The 24354-nt window shown below is 61.7% G+C and carries 23 protein-coding genes and 1 riboswitch; of the genes, 14 read left to right on the top strand and 9 right to left on the bottom strand.

The features are described 5' to 3' along the window. Nucleotides 1-49 precede the first annotated feature (49 nt). The 3 genes from E9677_RS00810 to E9677_RS00800 form a co-directional block, all read right to left on the bottom strand. Complete coding sequence (locus E9677_RS00810) at nucleotides 50-367, bottom strand: hypothetical protein (RefSeq protein ID WP_136556207.1); 318 nt, start codon at nucleotides 365-367, stop codon at nucleotides 50-52. Nucleotides 368-588: 221 nt separating this feature from the next. Then, on the bottom strand, nucleotides 589-2697 hold the full coding sequence (locus E9677_RS00805; protein ID WP_136556206.1) for a S9 family peptidase: 2109 nt from the start codon (nucleotides 2695-2697) through the stop codon (nucleotides 589-591). A 102-nt stretch (nucleotides 2698-2799) separates the two neighbouring features. Further along, on the bottom strand, nucleotides 2800-3687 hold the full coding sequence (locus tag E9677_RS00800; RefSeq protein WP_136556205.1) for a branched-chain amino acid aminotransferase: 888 nt from the start codon (nucleotides 3685-3687) through the stop codon (nucleotides 2800-2802). Between E9677_RS00800 and E9677_RS25095 the strand changes: the two genes are divergently transcribed. From E9677_RS25095 to ubiA, 3 genes are all read left to right on the top strand, one after another. Beyond that, nucleotides 3686-3859 carry a hypothetical protein gene (locus tag E9677_RS25095; protein ID WP_168801086.1) on the top strand — a complete coding sequence of 58 codons (174 nt, stop codon included), beginning with the start codon at nucleotides 3686-3688 and terminating at the stop codon, nucleotides 3857-3859. The two genes, E9677_RS00800 and E9677_RS25095, sit on opposite strands and share 2 nt — an antisense overlap. A 128-nt stretch (nucleotides 3860-3987) precedes the next feature. Further along, nucleotides 3988-4785 (top strand): MipA/OmpV family protein, encoded by a 798-nt coding sequence (locus E9677_RS00795; RefSeq protein ID WP_136556204.1) that lies wholly within the window; start codon nucleotides 3988-3990, stop codon nucleotides 4783-4785. Nucleotides 4786-4865: 80 nt separating this feature from the next. Further along, nucleotides 4866-5819 carry a 4-hydroxybenzoate octaprenyltransferase gene (gene ubiA / locus E9677_RS00790; protein ID WP_136556203.1) on the top strand — a complete coding sequence of 318 codons (954 nt, stop codon included), beginning with the start codon at nucleotides 4866-4868 and terminating at the stop codon, nucleotides 5817-5819. Between the two features lie 133 nt (nucleotides 5820-5952). On the opposite strand, the gene E9677_RS00785 is transcribed toward ubiA, so the two are convergent. Then, on the bottom strand, nucleotides 5953-6519 hold the full coding sequence (locus E9677_RS00785; RefSeq protein WP_136556202.1) for a DUF6101 family protein: 567 nt from the start codon (nucleotides 6517-6519) through the stop codon (nucleotides 5953-5955). Between the two features lie 352 nt (nucleotides 6520-6871). Here E9677_RS00785 and E9677_RS00780 point away from each other — a divergent pair, with 352 nt between their 5' ends. The 4 genes from E9677_RS00780 (at nucleotide 6872) to modC (ending at nucleotide 11752) form a co-directional block, all read left to right on the top strand. Beyond that, nucleotides 6872-9055: a DUF1217 domain-containing protein gene (locus E9677_RS00780; protein WP_168801085.1), complete on the top strand. Its 2184-nt coding sequence runs from the start codon at nucleotides 6872-6874 to the stop codon at nucleotides 9053-9055. A 91-nt stretch (nucleotides 9056-9146) separates the two neighbouring features. After that, the gene (gene modA / locus E9677_RS00775) at nucleotides 9147-9941 is read left to right on the top strand and encodes a molybdate ABC transporter substrate-binding protein (protein WP_136556200.1); all 795 of its coding nucleotides are present in this window, start codon (nucleotides 9147-9149) and stop codon (nucleotides 9939-9941) included. A 24-nt stretch (nucleotides 9942-9965) separates the two neighbouring features. Beyond that, nucleotides 9966-10667: a molybdate ABC transporter permease subunit gene (modB, locus tag E9677_RS00770; RefSeq protein WP_136556199.1), complete on the top strand. Its 702-nt coding sequence runs from the start codon at nucleotides 9966-9968 to the stop codon at nucleotides 10665-10667. Continuing rightward, nucleotides 10664-11752, top strand: a complete 1089-nt coding sequence (gene modC / locus E9677_RS00765; protein WP_205910108.1) for a molybdenum ABC transporter ATP-binding protein — start codon at nucleotides 10664-10666, stop codon at nucleotides 11750-11752. Before modB ends, modC begins: the two co-directional genes overlap by 4 nt. A gap of 8 nt (nucleotides 11753-11760) precedes the next feature. On the opposite strand, the gene E9677_RS00760 is transcribed toward modC, so the two are convergent. From E9677_RS00760 to E9677_RS00750, 3 genes are read right to left on the bottom strand one after another with little or no spacing between them, the layout of a single operon-like run. Beyond that, complete coding sequence (locus E9677_RS00760; RefSeq protein WP_136556197.1) at nucleotides 11761-12147, bottom strand: winged helix-turn-helix domain-containing protein; 387 nt, start codon at nucleotides 12145-12147, stop codon at nucleotides 11761-11763. A 3-nt stretch (nucleotides 12148-12150) separates the two neighbouring features. Next, nucleotides 12151-13578 carry an FAD-binding oxidoreductase gene (locus E9677_RS00755; RefSeq protein ID WP_205910107.1) on the bottom strand — a complete coding sequence of 476 codons (1428 nt, stop codon included), beginning with the start codon at nucleotides 13576-13578 and terminating at the stop codon, nucleotides 12151-12153. 5 nt (nucleotides 13579-13583) lie between these two features. Continuing rightward, on the bottom strand, nucleotides 13584-14576 hold the full coding sequence (locus tag E9677_RS00750; protein WP_136556195.1) for an L-threonylcarbamoyladenylate synthase: 993 nt from the start codon (nucleotides 14574-14576) through the stop codon (nucleotides 13584-13586). 217 nt (nucleotides 14577-14793) lie between these two features. On the opposite strand from E9677_RS00750, the gene E9677_RS00745 reads away from it, so the two are divergent. After that, nucleotides 14794-15873, top strand: coding sequence for a diguanylate cyclase domain-containing protein (locus tag E9677_RS00745; protein ID WP_136556194.1), 1080 nt, complete (start codon nucleotides 14794-14796; stop codon nucleotides 15871-15873). 18 nt (nucleotides 15874-15891) lie between these two features. On the opposite strand, the gene E9677_RS00740 is transcribed toward E9677_RS00745, so the two are convergent. Then, entirely contained in the window at nucleotides 15892-16497 is a 606-nt protein-coding gene (locus E9677_RS00740) for a DUF6656 family protein (protein WP_136556193.1), read from the bottom strand. A 304-nt stretch (nucleotides 16498-16801) separates the two neighbouring features. Continuing rightward, nucleotides 16802-17004: riboswitch (cobalamin riboswitch) on the top strand. 101 nt (nucleotides 17005-17105) lie between these two features. Between E9677_RS00740 and E9677_RS00735 the strand changes: the two genes are divergently transcribed. The 6 genes from E9677_RS00735 (at nucleotide 17106) to minE (ending at nucleotide 22258) form a co-directional block, all read left to right on the top strand. After that, nucleotides 17106-18350: an aromatic ring-hydroxylating oxygenase subunit alpha gene (locus E9677_RS00735; protein ID WP_136556192.1), complete on the top strand. Its 1245-nt coding sequence runs from the start codon at nucleotides 17106-17108 to the stop codon at nucleotides 18348-18350. Between the two features lies 1 nt (nucleotide 18351). After that, nucleotides 18352-19437 carry a hybrid-cluster NAD(P)-dependent oxidoreductase gene (locus tag E9677_RS00730; RefSeq protein WP_136556191.1) on the top strand — a complete coding sequence of 362 codons (1086 nt, stop codon included), beginning with the start codon at nucleotides 18352-18354 and terminating at the stop codon, nucleotides 19435-19437. 273 nt (nucleotides 19438-19710) lie between these two features. Then, on the top strand, nucleotides 19711-20199 hold the full coding sequence (locus E9677_RS00725; RefSeq protein WP_136556190.1) for a BA14K family protein: 489 nt from the start codon (nucleotides 19711-19713) through the stop codon (nucleotides 20197-20199). Nucleotides 20200-20385: 186 nt separating this feature from the next. Further along, nucleotides 20386-21156, top strand: a complete 771-nt coding sequence (gene minC / locus E9677_RS00720; RefSeq protein WP_136556189.1) for a septum site-determining protein MinC — start codon at nucleotides 20386-20388, stop codon at nucleotides 21154-21156. Between the two features lie 29 nt (nucleotides 21157-21185). Beyond that, on the top strand, nucleotides 21186-22001 hold the full coding sequence (minD, locus tag E9677_RS00715) for a septum site-determining protein MinD (RefSeq protein WP_112241683.1): 816 nt from the start codon (nucleotides 21186-21188) through the stop codon (nucleotides 21999-22001). Further along, entirely contained in the window at nucleotides 21998-22258 is a 261-nt protein-coding gene (gene minE, locus E9677_RS00710) for a cell division topological specificity factor MinE (protein WP_136556188.1), read from the top strand. Before minD ends, minE begins: the two co-directional genes overlap by 4 nt. A 108-nt stretch (nucleotides 22259-22366) precedes the next feature. On the opposite strand, the gene E9677_RS00705 is transcribed toward minE, so the two are convergent. Continuing rightward, a complete protein-coding gene (locus E9677_RS00705) occupies nucleotides 22367-24277 on the bottom strand; it encodes a PhoX family protein (RefSeq protein ID WP_136556187.1) in 1911 nt (636 codons plus the stop codon). Nucleotides 24278-24354 lie beyond the last annotated feature (77 nt).

Below are 24354 nucleotides of genomic sequence, written 5' to 3'. Positions count from 1 at the left end.
AGGCCGGCCTGGCATCATGCCGGCCGGCCTTCTTGACCGCATCGTCTAATCAGAATTCCTGATAGGCCGAAGGGGGTATTTCGTATTCCCGGTAAGCCGCCTCGACCGCCTGGATGCGCGAAGTTTCCTCGAGCCGGCTGCGGTTCTGGTTCGCGCCGATCTCGACCGCCGCCTTGCGCGATCCTTCCACGGTCCACAGTGCAGAGGCGAGCTGGTTCGACAGGAGGGTGCTGGAGAAAGTGCTGGCGCCGCTCGCGCGGGGCGCGCTTGTATTGGACGTTTCGGGGGCGACATCCTCCGCGCCGGCCGTGTTCGGCACGTATCGGCTTTGGTAGGAGTAGCCGCTCAGGCCGCTGTCGATCCTCATGGCGGACACCTCAGTTGAAGAATTAACCTTTTGTTAACCTTTCAACCTTGCGCGAGGCTTGCGTCCCGCATTGCGTCATGACGATTGGCCCTTGCGAAACGGCGCGAGTGAAAGTACGCGCGCCGAATCATGATCTTCAGGCAGCGCTGTTTCAGGCATTGCCGAAGCAATGCCCAAAACATACCCGTTATTGCTTGGAGAATGTGACCGGCGTCACCGCCTCACATCTTGCCCGCCACCTTGATCGCATAGGCATATTCAAACGCGATCTCTTCCAGCCGCTGGAAGCGCCCCGATTTCCCACCATGGCCTGCTGCCATGTTGGTCTTCAAGAGAAACGGACCGGCATCCGGAGCGGTGGCGCGCAACTTCGCGATCCACTTGGTCGGCTCCCAGTAGGTGACGCGCGGGTCGGTGAGGCCAGAAAGAGCGATGATCGGCGGGTAGGGCTTCTTCTCGACATTGTCGTAAGGGCTGTAGGCCGCGATCCAGCGATATTCCTCTTCAGACTCGATCGGATTACCCCATTCCGGCCATTCCGGCGGGGTGAGCGGCAGGGTGTCGTCGAGCATGGTGTTGAGCACGTCGACAAAGGGTACGGCGGCGATGATGCCGGCGAATTTTTCTGGAGCCATATTGGCAACGGCTCCCATCAGCATGCCCCCGGCAGAGCCACCTTCGGCGATGATCCGTTCGAACGAGGTGAACTTCTCCTTCACCAGATGGTCGGCGGCCGAGATGAAGTCCTTGAAGGTGTTGACCTTCTTTTCCATCTTGCCGTCTTCGTACCAGGAAAAGCCCTTGTCCTTGCCGCCACGGATATGGGCGATGGCATAGACGAAGCCGCGGTCCACCAGCGAAAGACAATTGGTGTTGAAGCCGGCGGGAATGGTGATGCCATAGGCGCCATAGCCGTAGAGCAAGCAGGGAGCGGAGCCGTCAAGCTTGGTGTCCTTCCGATAGAGCAGTGTGACCGGCACTTTCTCGCCGTCATGCGCTTCGGCAAAGACCCGGCGGGTCACGTAGTCTTCCGACTTGTGACCGGAAGGCACTTCCTGTGTCTTCAGAAGCGTGCGCTCGCGCGTCGTCATGTTGTAGTCGAAGAGCTGGGAAGGCGTCGTCATCGAGGAATAGGAGAAGCGGATGACGTCGGTCTCGTATTCCGCAGCGCCCTGCAAGCCCAGCGAATAGGCTTCCTCGGCAAAGGCGATTGAATGCTCTTCGCCCGACTTACGGTCGCGGATCATGATGACCGGCAGGCCCTCGCGGCGTTCCAGCCAGACGAGATGGCGGGCAAAGGCCATGTGGTTGAGGATCAGCCGGCCCGGCTCGTGCGGCACGACCTCTTGCCAGTTCTCCCTGCCAGGAGTGGTCACCGGCGCCTCGACGATCTTGAAGTCCTTGGCGTCGTCGGCATTGGTCAGGATGTAGAAGACGTCGCCGCCTTCGGTCATCGAATACTCGACGCCTTCCTCGCGCTCGGCGACCAGTTGGGGCTCTGCCGTCAGGTCCTTGGTCGAGAGCAGGCGGTATTCCGAGGTCTCGTGATCGTGGATGTCGATATAGATGAAATCATCAAGCAACGAGCCGCCGACGCCCATAAAGAAGCCGGGATCCTTCTCCTCATAGACGAGACGGTCGGACGATTGTGGCTCACCCACGATGTGATGGAAGACCTTGGACGGCCGGTGGTTCTCGTCCTGCAGCGTGTAGAAGAAGCTCTTGCCATCAGGCGCCCAGACCCCGCCGCCGGCGGTGTTTTCGAGCACGTCGTCGAGATCCTGCTTGGTGGCGAGATCGCGGATGCGCAGCGTGTAGTATTCCGAGCCCTTGTCGTCATAACCCCATATGCCGAAGCTGTGGTCTGTCGTGTGGTCGATGCCGGACAGGCGGAAGTAATCCTTGCCAGCAGCCTCCTTGTCGCCATCGAGCAGCAGGTCGCGGATCGTCTCGTCCTTCGGGCTGCCGTCGCGCGGAATGCGGAAATAGCGCGGCTGCTCGCCCCCGGTGACGAAGGCCGAGCCATAGGCGAACGGTCCATCCTTCATCGGAATGGAAGAGTCATCCTCCTTGATACGTCCCTTCATCTCGGCAAAGAGCGCCTTCTGCAGCGCTTTCGTATCCGCCATGGCCGCTTCCATATAGGTGTTCTCGGCTTCCAGGTATGAGCGGATCTCCGGGTCGAGGATCGAGGTATCCTTGAACATCTGCTGCCAGTTGTCGGCGCGCAGCCAGGCATAATCGTCCGTTCTGGTGATGCCGTGACGGGTATCGGAAACGGGCTTCTTGGCGACGGCAGGCGGAGAGGGCAGGTTCTTGAAGACGGACAAGGGAGATCCTTCCGGGAATGGGAACATTCAGCTCAGCGAGAGATAGAGAGGCGAGGGGCCGCGATCAAGCGGCCCGGAAGGCGGGAAGGTCGGCGCGTGCCGTCAGCCGTCCGTGCCCGCCGTGGATTTCGCCCAGTCCATGTAGAGTTCTAGCGCCTTGCGCGTCACGGGCCCTTCCTGAAGCTGCACGTCGTCCAGCCGTGTGACCGGTACCACCTTGGAATAATTGCCAGTCTGGAAGATCTCGTCCGCATCCATGAAATCTTCGACCGACAGCGTCGTCTCGCGGACGTCGAAGCCGGCCTTGCGAAGCAAGCCCATGATCCGGGCGCGGGTGATGCCGGCGAGGAAGGTGCGGTTGGCAGCTGGCGTATAGACCACGCCGTCCTTCACCATGAAGACGTTGGAAGACGCGGTCTCCACCACATTGCCGTTCATGTCGCGCACCAGCGCATTGTCGAAGCCGCGTTTGCGGGCGTCGATGATCATGCGGCCGGAATTGGGGTAAAGGCTGCCGGTCTTGGCATCGGTCATCGCGCATTCCGGCGTCGGGCGCCGGAAGGGAGAAACCGTCAGCGAGGAGGGCTTGGCGGTGTGCATCGGCGCTTCAAACAGGCAGAGCGCAAACCGGGTGGATTCCGGGTCGGCGGCAACCACCGAACCCATCTGGCCATGCTCGGCCCAATACATCGGCTTGATGTAGATTGCCGTCCGGCCGTCGAACTTCTGGATCCCCTCCCAGGCGAGGCGCTCGATCTCTTCTGCCGGCATCACCGCCTTCATGCCCATGTTCTCGGCCGAGCGGTTGACGCGCTGGCAATGCAGGTCGAGGTCGGGCGCGATCCCGTCGAACCAGCGGGCGCCATCGAACACCGTCGAGCCCAGCCACATAGCGTGCGAGACAGGCCCGATCAGCGGCGGGTTGCCGGTAAACCACTCTCCGTCGACATGGGTGAAGGTGGGGGTGCGGGCGGATGTATCGACGGCCATGGCGGGTCTCCTGTTCTCGTTGCTCTGCAGCAAATGCGCAGCCGGCGGCGAGGTCAAGGCGAAACACGTCATCGAGACGCAAATCCGCAATGAACATGGTGGCGGCGGCGAAAACGAGCGGTTTTCCCCGTGGATTCAGAAGCTTGAGTTATGGACCGATCAACTGGGTTGATGAGCATTCCGCCGCCGCGCCGGTCATTGTCGCCGTGGTTAAAGATCCCGTAACGGATTCTTGAAATATTGAAGGAAGTTGAGATCCGATCTGCGGGTCAAGTGTTCTGCGTTTTCTTGGGGGTCATCATGAACAAGGTGCGTATAGTTGCCCTTCTTGCCGCGTCTGTTGCGGTCATAGCTTCGCCGGCTGGCGCTGAGGGCTTCTTTTCCGGCAACTGGTATGTGACGCTCGGTGGCGCCGGCATCTCGGCGCCTACCTTCGAAGGCGCCAGGGACAACAAGTTCTTCTTCTCGCCGATCATCTCGGTCGGGCGAGGTGGCGCGCCTCGCTTCTCCTCGCGCAACGACAATCCGAGCTTTGCGATCTATGACACGGACGTGCTGCGCGCAGGTATCGTCGGCAAATTCTTGCCCGGCCGCGATGCGGGCGACGACGATGCCCTGCGCGGCCTGTCGGAAGTCGACTGGGGCGGCGAGCTCGGTGGTTTCGCCGATGTCTATGTCACCGACTGGATACGTGCCCGCGCCGAACTCCGCCAGGGCATCCGCGCCCATGACGGCCTCGTCGCCGACATCGCGGTCGATGCCTTTACCGATATCGCACCCAATCTGCGCGTCTCCGCCGGCCCGCGCATGACCTTCGCCACCAGCGGCTATACGCAGGCCTATTACGGCGTGAACGCCGCGGAATCCGCGGCCTCGGGCCTCAGCCAGTATGATCCCGACGGCGGCATCACCTCTTATGGTGCAGGCGGTGCGATCACCTGGGATGCCACCGACAAGATCTCGATGAGCGCCTTCACAGAATACAAGCGTCTCGCAGGCCCCGTCGCCGATTCGAGCCTCGTGCAGGAGCGGGGCAGCAAGAACCAGCTGATGTTCGGCGTTTCCGCCAGCTACAAGTTCGGCGTCAGCTTCGACTGACGAAAGGGCGCAGCCAAATTTCCTGACCCGATGAGCACGGGCGGTTTTCTTGAACCCGCCCATGCTCTATCAACAGGAGCATGAGCACAGCCGAACCCAACATCGACCGCGTCATCGACGCGCCCTCCGACAATTTCGTCTATCGCATCCTGCCGCGATGGCTCTGGCCGCATGCCCAGCTCGCCCGCTGGGATCGGCCGATCGGCTGGCAGCTCCTGATGTGGCCCTGCTTCTGGTCCTCGGCGCTGGCGGCGAATGCGCTCGCTGCGGAAGGCCGGTTGAACCTCGCGCTCTTTGCCTTCCATCTCTTCCTTTTCTTCGTGGGCTCCGTCGCCATGCGCGGCGCCGGCTGCACCTATAACGACCTCGTCGACCACGATATCGACAACCTGGTCGCCCGCACGCGGTCCCGACCGCTGCCGTCAGGCCGCATCTCGCGCCGCAATGCCAAGATCTTCATGGTGGTGCAGTCGCTGGTCGGGCTTGCCGTGCTGCTCTGCTTCAACAGCTTCTCGATCCTGCTCGGCATCCTCTCGCTCGCCGTCGTTGCGATCTACCCCTTCGCCAAGCGCTTCACCGACTGGCCGCAATTCTTCCTCGGCCTCGCCTTTTCCTGGGGCGGTCTCATGGGCTGGGCGGGACTTCACGGCAATCTCTCGCTGGCCGCGATCCTTGTTTATGTCGGCGCTGTCGCCTGGACGATCGGGTACGACACGATCTACGCCCATCAGGACCGCGAAGACGATGCATTGGTCGGAGTGCGCTCCACCGCACGGCTTTTCGACCGCGATACCAAGATCTGGCTGACCGGTCTCTACGGTTTGACGCTCGTCCTGCTTCTCTCAGCCTGCCTGGTGGCCGGCGCCGCATTCCCCGCAATCATTGGCCTGCTCGTCGCCGGGGGGCTCTTCGCCTGGCAGATCAAGGTGCTCGATATCGATGACGGCGCCCAGTGCCTGGCATTGTTCAAGTCGAACAACCGCGTCGGTGCAATCGTTTTCCTTGGGCTGGTGGCTGCCATTCCCTTCGCCTGAACCCAATTCAACCCGCGATATTGCGGTCTGAAATCTTGCGCCGTTTCGAAACGGTTGCGCCGCTGAAACCCGCAAACGAAGAGGCCCGGAAGTCGCCTTCCGGGCCTCTTGTCTGTTCGGTCCTGGGACAAGATCAGTTGCGGGCGATGATTTCCTTGCCGGAAATCTTCATGCTTACACCCAGCTTGCCGGTGGTGCGGCGCACGAGGAATCGCGGACGACGCTCGGCGAAATAGGAATGGCGGCGACGCGGCTGCGTCTCCTTGGTGCGCACATCGCCGAGATGGTCCTCGAGCGGACGGGCAACGCCGTCGGCTTCCACCATCAGCATGGGAATGCGGAAGGCATCTGCCCAGCCGCGCCAGTCGGCCGCGATATCGCAGAGATCATGGGCGACGAGCAGCGGGATGCAGAGCTCCGGATCGTCGTGATGCAGTTCCAACGTCACGGTGACCTCGCCATTGCCGTGATCGATTGCCCGAGCGGCGACGCCCTTGAAAGCGCGGGCCGGAAGGGCGAAGGAAAGCGGGAGACCGCTGCCGGGGAGGATCTTGCGCAAGACTGCGCCGCGTTCGTCGATGGTGATCGTGACGTCACCCAGGACACCACGCAGAGCATAGGTCACCTGCTGTGGGAACCGCGAAGGATCCAGTCGCAGAGTGGCGCCGGCCCATGCTGGCTTCAAAACCGTGTTCGTCATCTTCATGCTACCCTTGTTTTACCCGAGAGCGCGTCATGTGCTCGTCTGTTCGGGACTTTTCGTCCTCTGTGGGGGCAACATAGCCAGCCGCTGTTCGAGACAGCTTAAAAATCGCGGTAAAAAAAACCTTGCGGCGTCAAATGGTTAGTTTTGTCGTACCGGCTAGGGTTTCAAAATGGTGAACTGCGCCCACTGCGTGTTCCAGGACGAAACGGTTAGCCAGACATCCAAGGGGAGTCTCGATGGAGACCCGTTCTCGAACCTTCGCTTCTTCACGATTTCATAAAGCTTGAGGCAAGGAATTTGCGCCATACTGTGATTCGCGCGCATTCTGTCTTGTATGGGAATCCCGATGGTCTCGACCTATCTGAGCTACAATCTCGTCAATCGCGACATCAAGGCGAGCCTCAACCGCACCGTCTCCGATCCGCTCGTGGCGCGCCAGACCGAGTACTTCAAGGAGAACATCGGCAAGGTCTCGACGGTCGAGGAGTTTCTCGACGACTATCAGCTCTATTCCTATGCAATGAAGGCCCATGGTCTTGAAGAGATGACCTATGCCAAGGCTTTCATGGAAAAGGTGCTGGAAAGCGACCTTTCGGATGACGCAAGCTTTGCCAACCAGCTGACGGACGAGCGTTACCGCAATTTCGCCGCCTCCTTCCAGTTCTCGGCGGAAAAGACCGATCTGCAGACCGACTCCCAGCAGACCATTCTCCTCGAGAAATACGAGGCCTCACTGACGGCTCAGAGCGACACGCTGGAGGCGGAAGCCTTTTATTACGAGACCATGATCGACAAGGTCACCAATGTCAGCGGGCTGGTCAACAACAGCCGTCTGATGACCTTCGCCCTCGACGCCCATGGCATCGATGGCACCTATTACACCAAGGACCATCTCGCCCAGATCCTGACCAGCGATACGTCCGATCCGGACAGCTACGTCAATCAGATGGTCGCCAATGGTGCGGCCAATGCGTCGAAATTCCTCAAGCTCGCCGAGGCCTTCGAGTTCAACACCGATGGTACGCTGTCGGGAGCGACCGCCCAGACGGCGGTCCAGAAAGAAGCGATCGTCTCGCTCTATGTCGACGAAGAGCAGATCTACGTCACCGACTATTACCGCCAGCGCGAGCGCGCCTATTACGAACAGCAGATCGCGACAATCACCTCGGTCGACGAGCTCACCGCCGATACGCGCCTGTTCAATTATGTCAGCACGGCGTTCGAGCTTGGCTCGATGAGCGCCTCGACCTTCAAGCAGATCGTGACGAGCGACACGTCCGATCCGGACAGCTATGCCGCCACCAATGGCGGAGATGCTTGGGTGGCGATTGCCGGCAAGTTCAATTTTGCCAGTGACGGAACAGTCGAGAGCGGCATGACCGCGCAAGGGACGACCCAGCTCACCTCCACCAATTCCAGCTTTGCAGCCCTCTACGACGATGCGGACGAAGAGCGCAAAGAGGCTCTGACCGATCTTTTCAAGACCAATATCTCCGAGGCCGAAAACGTCGATGACCTGCTGTCCGACACGACCATGCGTCTCGTCCTGCAGCGCACCTTCGGCTTCGAGGCCAACGAATTTTCAGTGCGTGAGCTGAGGCAGGCCCTCACCAGCGATTTCACTGATCCGAACAGCTTTGCCAACAAGTCGAAGGACAGCCGTCTGATCGACATGTCGAAGCTTTTCAACTTCGACAGCGCGGGCAATGCCGCAGTCCCGCTACAGGCACACAATTCACTGACCGCGACGACGATCGCCAAGCAATATGTGATCAACGAGGTCCGCTTCCTGGAGGATCCGGAAAAGACCGAGGTCCGTAAAACGGCGACCGAGAAGGCGGAAAACTACCAGGAGAAGATCCAGTCGATCGACACTGTCGGCAAGCTGCTGGCGGATCGCGAGGTGCTGGATGTCGTGATCGGCGCCTTCGGCCTCGATCCGGCAGATGTGACCGACGATTTCCTCAAGCAGGCCTTCGGCTCCGACCTGTCCGATCCCAAGAGTTTGGTCAATCAGCAGCCCGACAGCCGTTGGGCCGAACTCGTCGCCTCCTTCAACTTCGATGCGAGCGGCAATCTCACCCGCGAGACGATCGGCACGGTCCAGCAGCGCGGCGAGACCATGGAAACGGTCAACAAGTATCTGCGTCAGACCCTGGAAGAAACGGAAGGCGAGAGCAACGAAGCCGTGCGCCTCGCCCTCTATTTCCAGCGCACCGCACCGACCATCACCGATGCCTATGGTCTCATCGCCGACGACGCGCTCATGGCCGTCTTCCGTACCACCTTCGGTTATACGGACGAGTTCTCCAACATGGATGTCGACCAGCAGGCGCGCATCATCGGGGAGAACATGGAACTGGCCGACCTGCAGGATCCGGCCAAGCTCGAACGCTTCCTCCAGCGGTATTCGGCCATGTATGACTCCGAAAACGCCAGCTACAACAGCCCGGCACTATCCATTCTGAGCGGCGGAAGCGCCGGCATCTCGGCCGATCTGCTCTTCAGCCTGGCACAGCTGAAGGCCTGATATTTCAGTCTTCCGGGAACCCGCTGCTTGTCGGCGGGTTTCTTTTTCGCTATCGATATATCCAATTGGATATATCGTTTCGGAGTTCGGCATGGCCCACCCCCTCAAGACCTCGTTCCTCGCGTTGCTGGTGTCGGCAGTCGCAATCTTGGGCGCGTTCATGAGTGCCGCGCGGGCCGAAGAACCGGTAACGGTCTTCGCCGCCGCCAGCCTCAAGGAGAGTGTTGAGAAGATCGCAGCGGCCTGGAAGGCTGCCGGCGGCTCCGACGTGAGGCTCTCCTTTGCCGGCAGTTCATCGCTCGCGAAGCAGATAGAGGAGGGCGCCCCGGCTGAAGTCTTCATCTCGGCGGATCTCAGATGGATGGACCATCTCGACAAGGCTGGCCGCATCAAGTCCGACACCCGTGTCAACCTTCTCGGCAATCGGATTGTGCTCGTCGCACCGAAGGATTCCGCTGCGACCGTCAGCATCTTTGAGAATTTCCCGCTCGCCACGCTCCTAGGGGATGAACGTCTCGCCATGGCCAATGTCGATGCCGTTCCCGCCGGGACATACGGCAAGACCGCTCTCGAAAGCCTCGGCGTCTGGGAGAGTGTCAGGGACAAGCTGGCCCAGTCGGAGAATGTCCGGGCAGCTTTGCTCCTGGTTTCCCGCGCAGAAGCGCCGCTCGGCATCGTCTACGAGACGGATGCGCAGGCCGACCCGTCGGTGAGGATCCTTGACCGCTTCCCCGAAACGAGCCACCCCGCGATCGTTTACCCGGCAGCCCTGACGACTGATGGACAAAATCCGCGCGCAGCCGAGTTTCTCGCTTATTTGCAAGGGAAAGACGCCCATGCCATTTTCACCGCAGCCGGTTTCACCGTGCTCGCTAAGACCAACTGAGCTCGCCTCTACCCAAGCATCCGGATGCTCTTTTTGACACTGACGGCTGAAGAATGGACCGCGATGCTGCTCAGCCTGAAGGTCGCGGCTGTTGCCGTCACCTTCTCGCTGCCACTCGGCTTGCTGGTCGCCTGGCTGCTCTCGCGCAAGGACTTCTGGGGCAAGTCGCTGCTCAATGGCCTCGTGCATCTGCCGCTCATTCTGCCGCCCGTTGTCACCGGTTACCTGCTGCTGATCACATTTGGCAGGCGAGGCACGGTCGGTGCCTTCCTCGAACAGGCCTTCGGCCTGGTCTTCTCCTTCCGCTGGACGGGGGCAGCACTCGCCGCTGCGGTCATGGGCTTCCCGCTCTTGGTGCGCTCGATCCGCCTCTCGCTCGATGCCGTCGACCGCAGGCTGGAACCGGCCGCGGCGACCCTTGGCGCACCGCCAGCTTACGTGTTCTTCACCGTCACTCTGCCGCTCATCCTGCCGGGCATCGCCGCCGGCGCGATCCTCGCCTTCGCTAAGTCGATGGGTGAGTTCGGCGCCACCATCACCTTCGTTTCCAACATCCCCGGCGAAACCCAGACTCTCGCCTCGGCGATCTACACCTACACCCAAGTCCCCGGCGGAGATCTTGCCGCCATGCGCCTGACGGTGATCTCGATCGTCCTTTCCCTCGGCGCTCTCATCGCCTCCGAATTCCTGTCGCGCCGCATCGCCGCCCGCGTGGGAGCCGCCTGATGCTGGAGCTTGCGATCCATCATCGTCAGGGCGATTTCACGCTTGAGGCCGATTTCGCGCTGGGCGAGGGCCTGACGGCGCTGTTCGGTGCTTCCGGCTCCGGCAAAACGACGCTGATCAACATCGTCGCCGGCCTGATCCGTCCTGAGGCCGGCCATGTACGCTTCAATGGCGAAACATGGAGCGACGGTTCCGTCTTCCTGCCACCGCATCGCCGCCGCATAGGTTATGTCTTCCAGGAAGGGCGCCTCTTTCCCCATCTGACCGTGGTGCAGAACCTGCGCTACGGCGAACGGCTCTTGCCGCGCACCGAGCGTCGCGAAGACCTCGATCGCATCGCCTCCCTGCTCGGCATCGCCGATCTGCTCGCCCGCCGCCCGTCTCATCTCTCCGGGGGCGAAAAACAGCGTGTGGCCCTCGGCCGCGCCCTGATGGCAAGCCCGAAGCTGCTGCTGATGGATGAGCCGCTGTCCGCGCTGGACAGCGGCTTGAAGGCGCAGATCCTGCCCTATATCGAGCGCATCCGCGACGAGTTCGGCGTGCCCATCCTCTATGTCAGCCATTCCGTGGAGGAAGTCGCGAGGCTCGCGACCTCACTCATCACCTTCGACAAGGGAAGGGCGAGCGCCGTCGGTCGGCCGGACGAGGCGCTGGCAACCGTCATGCATGCGTCCGGCGACCTGCCTGCCGGTAACTTTATTGATGCGGAAATTGCCGCCCATTATCCGGAGGATGGCCTGACCGAGGCGAGATCCGCCGCCGGGCCACTGCTCTTGCGCCGTACAAGCGTCGCCATCGGCACACGGGTCCGTGTCTTCGTCCCGGTCTCGGATATTGTCGTCGCGACGGAACAGACCGCAGGGCTTTCGGCGCTCAACCGCTTGTCTGGCCATCTGGTCGCAGTCGAGGATGGACACGGCACCGGTGTCACGCTCACCGTCGATTGTCATGGGCAGCTCATGGTGGCGGAGGTCACGCGGCGCTCCTTGCGTCAACTGGAGTTGGAGCCTGGCAAACCGGTCCATCTTCTGTTCAAGACGGTCTCCATCGCCTCCGAGAGCCTGTACCGGAAAACGAAAGGCTGAGCCGTGCCTCAGCCGTCGTTGTCGCCCTTGCGACCCGCGGCGGCGAAATCCGCCGCCTCGACGCTTGCAAGCCAATTCAGATCGCCCGCCAGCGCCTTTAGGCTTTCCGCGTCCATGCGTCTGCAAGTCGCGAGCAGCATCTCGCCGAACGGCGTCAGGCCTGCCCCGCCACCACTCTTGCCCCCGTGCCGGGTGAAGATCGATGGCTCCCGAAACATCCGGTTGATCTCGTCAGCCAGCAGCCAGGCGCGCCGATAGGACATGCCCATGGCAGCCCCCGCCGCCCGGATCGATCCGTGTTCCTCGATCATTCCCAGAAGCTGGGCCTTGCCCGGCCCGAGCCGCGCGCCGTTGGCGAAATCGATCCTGAGCGAAAGGCGAGGGGCGCCGGTCATGGTTCAGTCGATCACCTTGCCGGGGTTCATGATGCCGGCGGGATCGAAGGCCTGCTTGATCCGCCGCATCAACTCCGTCTCGATCGCCGGCCGGCTCGCCGTAAGCTCATCGCGCTTCAGCTGACCGACACCGTGTTCGGCTGAAATCGAGCCGCTATGGCGATGCACGACCGCATGCACCACGGCATTCACCTCGCGCCACCGCGCGATGAAGGCAGCCTTGTCGGCCCCGACCGGCTGGCTGATATTGTAATGAATATTGCCGTCGCCCAGATGGCCGAAGGCGCAGATGCGGGCATCTGGCATCAGTGCATGCACGGCTGCGTCTGCCTCTGCCAGGAAGGCCGGGATGCGCGAGACCGGCACGGAGACGTCATGCTTGATCGATCCGCCCTCGGGGCGCTGCGCCTCCGACATGCTTTCGCGCAAATGCCAGAAGGCATTCTGCTGGGCGAGTGAACTGGCGATTGCCGCATCCGAGACCAGGCCTGCCTCATGCGCCTCTGCGAGCAGTTCATGCATCATGGTCTCGGCGGTTTCTGCCGAATCCGAGGTCGAGATGTCGACCAGCGCATACCAGGGGTGCACGGAGGCGAGCGGGTCACGCACGCCGGGGATGTGTTTTGTGGTAAATTCGACGCCGATGCGCGGCATCAGTTCGAAACCGGTCAGCGCCGCGCCGCAGCGCTGCGATGCCTTTTCGAAGAGGGCGAGCGCCGCGTCCGGCGATGGGAGCCCGACATAGGCCACTTGCCGCCCACGCGGCCGCGGCACCATTTTCAAGACGGCGCCGGTGATCACGCCAAGCGTGCCTTCCGCGCCGATGAAAAGATCGCGCAGGTCGTAGCCGCTATTGTCCTTCTTGAGGCGTCTGAGTCCGTCCCAGATCTCGCCGGTCGGAAGCACCACTTCCAGCCCGAGGCAAAGCTGACGCATATTGCCATAGGCGAGCACGGCGGTGCCACCGGCATTGGTCGCGAGATTGCCGCCGATCCGGCAGGAGCCCTCAGACCCCAGCGACAGCGGAAAAAGCCTGCCATGCGCCTCGGCCGCCTTCTGAACGTCTGCCAGGATTGCGCCGCCATCGGCGACGATAACATCGGCGACCGGGTCGATCTCGCGGATCCGGTTCATGCGCTCGAGCGAGAGCAGAACGTCCTGACCCTCCTCACGCGGGACCTGCCCGCCGACGAGCCCCGTTCGCCCGCTGACCGGCACGATCGCCGTTCCCGTCTTTGAGGCAAGCGCGAGGATTTCCGAAACTTCCTGCGTCGAGCCGGGCTTCAGCACCAGTGGGGAGGCGCCGTGATAGAGGCCGCGGTTCTCCGTCAGATAGGGTTTGATATCGTCAGGTGACGTCAGTGCATTGGCCTCACCGACGATGTCGACAAAGGCGCGCAGACGCTCGGCAAGGCTCATGGTCACGGTCATCTCAGTCATCCCTCGGTCCCGCGGGGTGCAGCCGCCCGCATCAGCCGGTCGTTGATCGCTTCGCCCAGCCCCTCGTCCGGCATGGGGGCCACGGCAATGCCCGTCGCCCCGCTCGCATCCGCGCGCTTTAGATAATCGAAGAGATTGCTGGCGGCCTCAGCCAGGTCCCCGTCTGGGCTGAGGTTGAACACGGCCATCGCAGCGGACGACCCGGATATGTCGCGCGGTCCGAAGGCGATCAAGGCTTCTCCGCTCGAGACACTGGTCGCATTCAGCCGCACGGAAGCATTTGGCGCATAATGCGAGGCGAGCATGCCCGGCGCCTCGATCGCCGCCGTACCGGATGCTTTTGGCCGGATGACGGTCTTGCCGGTGACGGCCTCGATCGCCTCGGCTTCGATCCCGCCGGGACGCAGTAAGCGGATTTCGCCATTCTCAACCTTCACGATGGTCGATTCCACGCCCACGGGGCAGGGGCCGCCGTCGACGATGACCTCGATCTTCCCGCCGAGATCGGCTTCGACATGTTGAGCCGTCGTCGGGCTGATCCGCCCGGAGGAATTGGCGCTCGGGGCCGCGAGCGGATGACCGAGGCTGCGGATCAGTTCGGCCGTAAACCCGACGGGCACGCGAATGCCAACCGTGTCGAGCCCCGCCGTTGCCAGTGGGTGGATGCCGGAGTTCTCTTTCAGCGGAAGGACCAACGTCAGCGGACCCGGCCAGAAGGCCTCAGCCAGTCGCCGCGAGACCGGGTCGAACAAGGCATAGCGCTCCGCCATATCAAGATCCGCCATGTGGCAGATCAGCGGGTTGAAGCGCGGGCGTCCCTTGGTCTCGTAGATCGAGGTGATCGCGGCGGGATGCGTCGCGTCGGCGGCCAGCCCATAGACGGTCTCCGTCGGGATCGCGACGGGCCGGTGGCGCAGAAGCGTCTCGGTGGCCGCCGTAATGGCTTCCGCCTTGTCCGTGTCCGTTGCGATCGGGATGATCCGCGCCATGTATCCGAGCCTTCCAGTCTGCCTTTGCCCGTGCATATCCCGAGCGGGCCGGAGCGGCAAACCTCTTTTTCCACACCGCCTGCACCCGATTCCACCCTATTTTTTAATGGGGTGGGCAATCCGTTCAATTTTTAACTACCGACGTAACCGAAAGAAAGAATTGTTCTCCTATGGTTCGGATAAGAGACGGGAATGCCTCATCAGGGGAATTGGACAGATGCAGCAAGTCAAGAATCCTGCCGCCAGCATTGCGCTTCGCGTTGCGACCGCCATGCACCAGATGGGCATCGACGGTCTGCCGCGCAATTACGAGCTGGTTTACGAGGCCTATTCGGGCAGCAATCCGGAGCTGGTCCGTGAGTTCATCGCGCTCGGCAAGGTGAAGACCCAGGAAGCCCTTGATGAACTCGGTCGCAAATATCTGCCGCACCACCACGAGGATGGACTGCTGAGCCGCCAGAACGGCCAAGTTCGTGCCGAGATGAGCAACTTCATCAGCCTGCTCAACGAAGAAAAGATCTCGCTCTCAGATTACGGCCGTGTCATCGGCAATGCCTCCAAGACCATTCTCACGGAAGCCGATCTCGAAGGCACACCGCTTGGCCAGTCGATCAAGATGCTGAAGGCGGCGACCGAAAAGCGCGCCCACCAGAACAGCAATGTCGTGCGCGCCGTGGTCGACAAGACCGCAGCCCTGGCCGACCTTCAGCGCGAGGCGGAGGAAGCCGAAGCTGCGAAATTCGTCGATTCGGTCACCCGCCTTGCAAGCCGCCGTGCCTTCAACAAGGCTGTCGCCAAGATTTATGCGAACCCGGAAATGCCTGTCCTGTGCGGTGTCGCCATCGGCGAGATCGACGACTACGTCCGCATCCAGGAACAGATGGGGCCGGCCGTTGCCGAACGTTTCCTGATGCAGGTCGCCAAGGTGCTCGAAGCCGTGTCCGGTGGCGGCGATCTCGCCTGCCGCTTCGATGCCGGCCGCTTCGGCCTTTTGCTCTACACCTCTGATCAGGAAGAGATCAGCCGCGTGGTCGATCTCGTCCGTGCCAAGCTGAAGGCCACCAATTTCGTCGGATCGTCGAGCGGCGCCCGCGTCGGCCAGCTCAGCATGTCGTTCGGCATCTGCTATTCCGAGCAGGCCCCGAATGCCTTCGACTTTACCAATTTTGCCGAAAAGGCGCTCGCCACCTCCAAGACGGCCGGCGGCGACACGGTGACGATCTATGGTGCGAGCGATTATGTCTCGAAGGATTGGCTGATCTACAAGAAGAAGCCGGTCGGCGGCTTCGGCGCTTAAGGATCGACGCCTCGTCTCTCAGAGCTTGGTGATGATCTTCCGGAGTTCGGTATTGCGCGCGCCGAGCATCAGCACGTTGCGCAGCGCCTCTTTCGGATCCACGGTCTGGAATAGCAGGCCATTGTCGCGGATCGACCGGTCGATGGTCATCGACTTGTTCTCCGCCTCCGGCTTGATCGCCACGGCAAAATACATCCGTCCGTAGTTCTGTTTGATATGCTCGAAGAAGACTTCGTCGCCGCCGAGTTCTGCAAAGAAATTGGCGATGTAGAAGGCCCATTTGACATCGGCATAGTGCGCAAAGTTCGTGCGCGCCGCCGTCACGTGACAGTAGCCCAGATGCGGACTGTCGTTCAGCGTGCGATGAAAGATGATCTTCGGGAAACGGACCGAGTGGTGAAAGGCGTTGATCCGCTCATGGGTCGTCTCGGCGGCCCGTTCCAGCCGGCGTCCGGTGCGGGCTGCGACTTCCTCATAGGAAAGATAACGCCGCTCGTCCGGCAGCCAATCCTCGCGGTTGCGCGAGATCCGGCCGGTTCTCAGGAACTCGGTATGGACTGCCTTTGAGGATGGCGGCGGTTTCGTTTCCGCTTTCGGAGCCGCGTAGTATCTCAGTTTCTGCATCTTGACGCTCTGACTGTACCCGGACTGATTGCTTGAGCTTAACGCAGCATGGTTAATCATGATTTGATGGTATTCTGCGTGATCGAGGTTTCGCGAGGCTTGCCCCGGCGCAAATCTCCAGAATTCATTTCAGTCGCTCATTTGCGCCATGTTTTCAGGCGCGAAATCTTGTCCGTTACTGCAGACATCGGAAAACAATGAAGAATTCCCAAGATGTTGGTAGCAGAGACGACTTCATCCGATGTCGCAAACGATTTCGGCCGTGTCGTTCCGCAGTGCAGCGCCCGTCTGCGCCGTGTGGTTAGATGCAGATGAAGCTCGAGGTGCCACCCTGCTAGGGAGGGTGGGAAATCGGGAAGCCGGTCGAAATCCGGCGCTGCCCCCGCAACGGTGGTGGAGAATGCGTTTTGGCAAAAGGCCACTGGGGGCAACCCTGGGAAGGCGCCGACGCGGTCCGCAAATGGACCACTCCTGAGCCCGGAAACCAGCCTCGGCGGATGGACATTTGAGGTTGCGGAGGGCGACCGGAGATAGCCATGCACGCCGCCTTCCCAGGGCGATGGCAGGCTGTGCTCTCTTCTCCCCCGGGTTTTGCAAACGAGGACGACATGGACCTGCAGGCCAACGTACTGCGCCAGCTGAAGAGCCGGCGCGAGGGCTTCTCGCTCGAGCAGCCTTTCTACATCGATCAGGACTACTTCAAGCTCGACATGGAACAGATCTGGTATCGCGACTGGCTGTTTATCGGCCACGACTGCGAGATCCCGCGCGCCGGCAACTATTTCACCGCACAGGTCGGTGACTATCCCATCGTCATGGTCCGCGGCAAGGATCAGGTGATCCGCGCATTCCACAACACCTGCCGCCACCGCGGCCACCGCGTCTGCACCTCGGATCGCGGCGCCTCTGCCAAGCTTGTCTGTCCCTATCACAACTGGACCTACGATCTCGACGGCTCGCTCGTCTTTGCCCGTCAGATGGGCGAAACCTTCGACAAGAACGAATTCGGCCTGAAGCCGGTGCATTGCGAGAGCGTCGCCGGCTACATCTTCATCTGCCTTGCCAACGAGCCGGCCGATTTCGCACCGGTCCGGGCCTCGATCGAACCCTACATGAAGCCGCACCGGCTTTCCGAGGCCAAGGTTGCCCATCGCAGTACGATCATCGAGAAGGGCAACTGGAAGCTCGTCTGGGAAAACAACCGCGAGTGCTACCACTGCGCCGGAAACCATCCGGAGCTCTGCCGCACCTATCCGGAAGCCCCGACGGCGACCGGCGTGCAGGGGGCAGGTGACGATCCTGTTATCGCCGAGCACTGGGCCCGCTGTGAAGCAGCCGGGCTCCCTAGCACCTTCAAGATCGATCCGTCGGGTCAGTTCCGCACGGCCCGCATGCCTCTGATCCAGGACGCCGAGAGCTACACCCTGTCAGGCAAGCGCGCTGTCCGTTGTCCGCTGTCCGATGACGTCTCCACCTCGCATATCGGCACCATGTTGCTGTTCCACTATCCCTCGACCTGGAACCACATCCTCGTCGACCACGCGATCTCCTTCCGGGTTACGCCCCTATCGGCCGAGGAAACTGCCGTCACCACCACCTGGCTGGTGCACAAGGATGCCGTGGAAGGTGTCGACTACGACCTCAAGGAACTCACGCATGTCTGGGAAATGACGAACGATCAGGACCGGTCGATCGTCGAGGAGAATGCCTTTGGCATTCGCTCGCCCGCCTATGAGCCGGGTCCCTATTCCGTCGAGCACGAGGGTGGAGTCATGCAATTCGTCGATTGGTACACCACCTTCATGATCAACCGGTTGCAGGGCGACAAGGCTCGCCTGTCTGCGGTGGCGTGAGATGAACATCGCTGTCACCCAGTACCGCCACGTCGACGAAATGCGCCCTTGGTCCGACCGGGAGCATCTGCTCGAATGCGTCGCTGTCACGCCGGAAGCCGCCGACGTGATGACCTTCACCTTCAAGCCGAACAAACCGGGCCTGTGGTTCCGCTACTTGCCCGGCCAGTTCGTCACGCTCGAGATCCCCGTCGGCCCCGAGCCGGTCATGCGCACCTACACGCTCTCTTCCAGCCCCTCGCGCCCCTATACGGTTGCCGTGACGGTGAAAGCGCAGAAAGAGAGCATCGGCACGCGCTGGATGTTCGACAACATGAAGCCCGGCATCACGCTGAAGGCCTTCGGCCCGCTCGGCGACTTCTCCTATGCCAAGCATCCCGGCAAGAAATATCTCTTCGTCTCAGCCGGCTCCGGCGTCACCCCCATGATGTCGATGACCCGCGACCTGAGCGACCGCGCGCCCGACAGCGACATCACCTTCCTGAACTGTGCCCGCTCGCCCGATGACATCATCTTCCGCTGGGAGCTGGAGGCCAAGGCGCGCGACATGCCGAACTTCCAGCTCGGCTTCATCATCGAGCAGCTCGGCCGCGGCCAGCTCTGGTCCGGCCTGAAAGGCCGCATCGACAAGGCGAAGATCGCGCTTCTGGCGCCTGATTTCCTCGACCGCACGGTCTTCTGCTGCGGGCCGGCGCCGTTCATGGCCACGGTCCGCGAGGCGCTCGAAGGCGCCGGGTTCGACATGGCGCAGTATCACGAGGAGGCCTTCCAGCCGGTCAAGGCCGAGCCGATGGTGGTGGTCGCCGATCATGCCGATGGTGAACAGGCGACCAAGGTCACCTTCGCCATGTCGGGCAAGGATGGCCCCTGCGCTCCCGGCCACACCGTTCTGCAGGCGGCACGCGCATCCGGCGTTCGCATCGGGGCTGCCTGCGAATCCGGCCTGTGTGGCACCTGCAAGGTCATGAAGCTGTCCGGTGAGGTCGAGATGGACCACAATGGTGGCATCCTCGACGACGAGATCGACGAGGGCTACATCCTCGCCTGCTGTTCGCGTCCGAAGACCGACATCGAGATCGAGGCCTGAGCCAAAGGCATTGCCTTGTAGCCATTAAGGAAGGGCGGTCGCCACCGGCGTCGCCCTTTCTGCGTTTTGACATCCCTGGGAACAATTCCCGGCTTTCGTCGTTGACGGGCACTTGCGCACGGGAGTGGTCACGAAACCGTTACGTGCAGAGTCCGGGCATGAACGGCATGTTAATTTTGAGTTCAGGCTGGTTTCACTAACTTAAGCTCCAAGGTCAAGGACCGGGTTTCGCCCGCTTCTGTCGACCCGAAGAAACATGCAGGGAGAAACATCATGATGACTGCATTGAAGACGACCGCCGTCGCCGCACTCGCGTCGATCATGGCCATTACCGGTACGATCCCGGCCCAGGCTCAGGTCATCCGCCCGGTCGCGCCGATCGCGGCCACGACAGATGCCACCACCGTGCAGTATCGAGACCGCTACGAGCGTCGATTCGACCGTCGCGTCGAACGCCGTATCGATCGCCGGATCGATCGTTACGAGCGCGCCCGCTACTGGAACGGCCATCGCGGCTATCGTGATCGTCGCGCGGGCCACCGCTACCACAATGGCTATTGGTATCCGCTCGCAGCCTTTGCAGCCGGCGCTATCATCGGCGGTGCGATTGCCCAGCCGCGTCCGGTAGCGCCGCGCGCAGCCGGCTTGAACCCGCGCCACTACGACTGGTGCCAGGCCCGTTATCGGTCCTATGACGGCCGTTCGAACACCTTCCAGCCGTATAACGGCCCTCGCCAGCAGTGCCTGTCACCTTACTATTGATCGGTTTTAGCCGGCCCGGCTTCCCTTGGGGAACTGGAAAGGGTTAACATCAAGCCGCCCCGGCCTTTGCTGCGGGCGGCTTTTTTGTGTCCGCGATCCGCCTGTTTCCTAACGGCAAATTCGCCGCGTTAACCATTTGTTAACCAAATCGGCCGTACTTCTTTCATCAACGATTTGTTTACGTAGATGACCAAAGTGCTAACCGAACCTCGCTCCATCCGCATCAAGGGAAGATCCTTCCTGGCCGTCGTCCTGACGCCGGACCCGCCGTTCGACGACTGGATTCTCCGGCTCGACGATCTGGCGGCCCGGTCTGCCGGTTTCTTCCTCGGTCGACCCGTGGTCCTCGACGTCTCTGACATCGAGATCGACCGTCCGCAGCTGAAGGCATTGATTGCCGAACTCGCGGCGCGCAATGTTTCGATTATGGGCATCGAGGGCGGCCGCCCGTCGTTGGTCGAGCCGGGCATGCCGCCGCAACTCAAGGGCGGCAAACCGGCGGCCGACTACGAGGTGCCACGCGACGAGCTGCCGGATACGACGGCTGCGAAGGCCAAGGGCAAGACGGAGAAGAAGCCCGTCGAGCAGGCAGCGCCGCAGGTAACAGTGCAGCAGAGCCCGGTCTCGGCCCCGTCCATGATCGTGCGCGAAACGATCCGCTCTGGTCAGTCGGTCATCTACACACAGGGTGATGTCACCGTCATCGGTTCGGTCCAGTCGGGCGCCGAAGTGATTGCCGGCGGCTCCGTCCATATCTACGGCGCGCTGCGCGGCAGGGCGCTCGCCGGATGCGTTGGCAATGCCGACGCAAGGATCTTCTGTCGTAAGTTCGAATCCGAGCTGGTGGCAATCGACGGTGTCTACGCGATGACCGACGACATGGATCCAGAACTGAAGGGGCATCCCGTCCAGCTTTGGCTGGAGGGGGATGCGATCATGACAGAAAGAATGACATGAACTTGAGCGGGGATAGACAGGAGAACAACATGGGCAAGGTGATTGTTGTGACATCGGGCAAGGGCGGCGTCGGCAAGACGACGTCGACGGCCGCTCTGGGTGCCGCGCTCGCGCAGCGCAACGAAAAGGTCGTCGTCGTCGATTTCGACGTCGGTCTCCGCAATCTCGATCTGGTGATGGGCGCCGAGCGCCGCGTCGTCTACGATTTGGTCAATGTCATCCAGGGCGACGCCAAGCTGCCCCAGGCGCTGATCCGCGACAAGCGGCTGGAAACCTTGTTCCTGCTGCCCGCCTCGCAGACCCGCGACAAGGACAACCTGACCGCCGAAGGCGTCGAGCAGGTCATCAACGAGTTGAAGAAGTATTTCGACTGGATCATCTGCGACAGCCCGGCCGGCATCGAACGTGGGGCAACACTCGCCATGCGCCACGCCGATATGGCCGTCGTCGTCACCAATCCGGAAGTCTCCTCGGTGCGTGACTCGGACCGCATCATCGGTCTGCTCGACTCCAAGACGCTGAAAGCCGAACGCGGCGAGCGCATGGAGAAGTTCCTCCTGCTCACCCGCTATGATGCCGCCCGCGCCCAGCGCGGCGACATGCTGAAGGTGGACGACGTGCTGGAGATCCTGTCGATCCCGCTTCTCGGCATCATCCCGGAAAGCATGGACGTGCTGCGCGCCTCCAACATCGGCGCCCCGGTCACTCTGGCCGATGCCCGCAGTGCGCCTGCACTCGCCTATTTCGACGCCGCCCGTCGTCTCGCCGGCGAAACCGTTCCGATCACCATTCCTGGCGAGAAGCGTGGCCTCTTCGACAAGATTTTCGCGCGGAGGGCCGCATGAGCATTTTCTCCCTGTTCCGCAAGCAGCGTTCCGCCCCTATGGCGCGCGAGCGACTGCAGGTCTTGCTCGCCCATGAACGGGCCTCGCTGGAAAGCGACCTGGTTGCCATCCTGCGCGAGGAGATCCTCGCCGTGATCGCCAAGCATGTCGAATTCGACCGCGACAAGGTCGAGATCAAGATGGACCGCGACGGCGACGTCTCGATCCTGGAGATCGACGTCGAGATCCCGCTCAACGCCCAGCGCCTCGCCGCCTGATCCGACCATCATCTGAAATGAGAAAGGCCGCCGCCGGTATCCCCGGTCGGCGGCCTTTCCGTTTGCTGGAAGGGCAGGGCGGTCGTCCCGCCCTGCCGATCTCCAAGGTCAGCCGATCAGCGCATTGTCGTCATGCTTGACGGCGACGATCGTCGAACGCGGCAGCTTTCCTTCGCCATCCGGGAACGGAGCGGAGGGATGCTGGATGCCGACGAACATGGTGCGCTTGTCGGAAGACCAGGTCATGCCGGTCACTTCGCCGCCCTTCGGGCCGGTGAGGAAGCGCTCGATGCGGCCCGTTGCCGGATCGCCTGCGAGCATCTGGTTGTTGCCCTGGCCGACGAAATCGCCTTCGTTCGAATCTTCACCGTCCGTCTGGATCCAGAGCAGACCGGTCGAATCGAACATCATGCCATCGGGCGAGTTGAACATGTTGCCGGAATTGATGTTGGACGAGCCGGCATAGGGACCGTCCTTGTGCACATCGGGATTGCCGGCCATGACGAACAGGTCCCACTTGAACTTGCCGTCGGCATGGTCGTCATTCTCAGGATACCAGCGCACGATCTGGCCGAACTCGTTGCCTTCACGCGGGTTGACGGCATTGAGATCCATCACGTCGCCACCGGCATTCGTCCGCATCTTGCCGTCCTTGAGCACGGCGCGGTTCGAATTGTTGGTCAGCGCGCAATAGGCTTCGATGGCAACCGGGTTGACCGCGACCCATTCCGGACGGTCCATGGTGGTCGCACCGACCTTGGAAGCAGCCTGTCGGGTGAAGACGCAGATCTCGTCCATCTTCATGGCCGTCGTTTCTTCCGTCAGCGCCAGCCATTCGCCGGTGCCTTCGTCGGAGAACTTGGCGACGTAGAGCGTGCCTTCGTCGAGCAGCTTGGAGGTGTCGCCACCCGGGACATAGATCCCGTTGGAGACGAACTTGTAGAGGAACTCGCCACGCTCGTCGTCGCCCATATAGACGACAACGCGGCCATCACGAGCCACGACCACAGCGGCGTTCTCATGCTTGATGCGGCCGAGTGCGGTGCGCTTGATCGGGGTCGAGGAGGCATCCGACGGATCGATCTCGACGACGTAACCGGCGCGACGCGGCTCGTTCGGGTTCTTCGAAACGTCGAAGCGCTCGTCGAACTTCTCGTAGCCATAGCGGGTCTCGGCGACGATACCGTAACGCTTGTAATCCTCGGGCATGGCGAATGCGGCATCGGTCGAGCCGAAATAGCCGTTGAAGTTTTCTTCGCAGGTCAGATAGGTGCCCCACGGCGTCTTGCCGGCGCCGCAGTTGTTGAAGGTCCCGAGACAGTCGACACCGGCAGGATCAGCAGCGGTCTTGACCAGCTCAGAGCCGGCAGCGGGGCCAGAGAGTTTCATCGGCGTGTTGTGATGGATGCGGCGGTTGAACGGGCTGTCGACGACGATCTGCCAACCGTCTGCGCCTTCGGTCACTTCCATGACGGTGACGCCCTGCATGTTTTGCAGGATCTTCACGTCGTCCATCGACTGCGGCATGCCTTCCGGCGCGTGCGGCAGGTTGGTTTCGTTGTTGACGTATTCGTGGTTGACCGCGATCACCTGATGATTGCCGATCGCAAAGGCTTCCATGCCGTCGGTGTTTTCACCGAAGACCTTGTCCGAATTCTCGAGCGAAACACCCTTCATCGGATCGATGTCGGAGGCGGTCGAAAACAGCGGCTGGCCCCACTTGGCAAGCGGCTTCCAGCTATAGCCTTCCGGTACATGCACGGTCGCGTCCATCTGGGCCGCGATCGGCTTGAACGGGAAGCGCGAAGCAGCTTCCTGTGCGACGGCAGATGTGGAGGACATCAGATTGCCGACGCTGCCCATGGCGGCAGCAGCGGAGCCCATGGCCAGAATCCCGAGGAAACCGCGGCGGGAAACGGCGCGTTCGACCACGCGGTCGAAATCCGTCACAGCCGGCGGCGGATTGTGCAGTTCGTCCCATTCGTCCCAGGACAGGTGATTGGTGTTGGTTTCGGTCATCGCGAAGCCTCCTTGCGGTTGAAGTCGACCTTCGGACTAGCCAGCATGGGTAACAGTGATGTGACGAAATCAGGGCC

Source organism: Peteryoungia rhizophila, assembly GCF_004912145.1.
Lineage (GTDB): Bacteria > Pseudomonadota > Alphaproteobacteria > Rhizobiales > Rhizobiaceae > Allorhizobium > Allorhizobium rhizophilum.
This window is presented reverse-complemented; position numbering and strand designations above follow the sequence as displayed.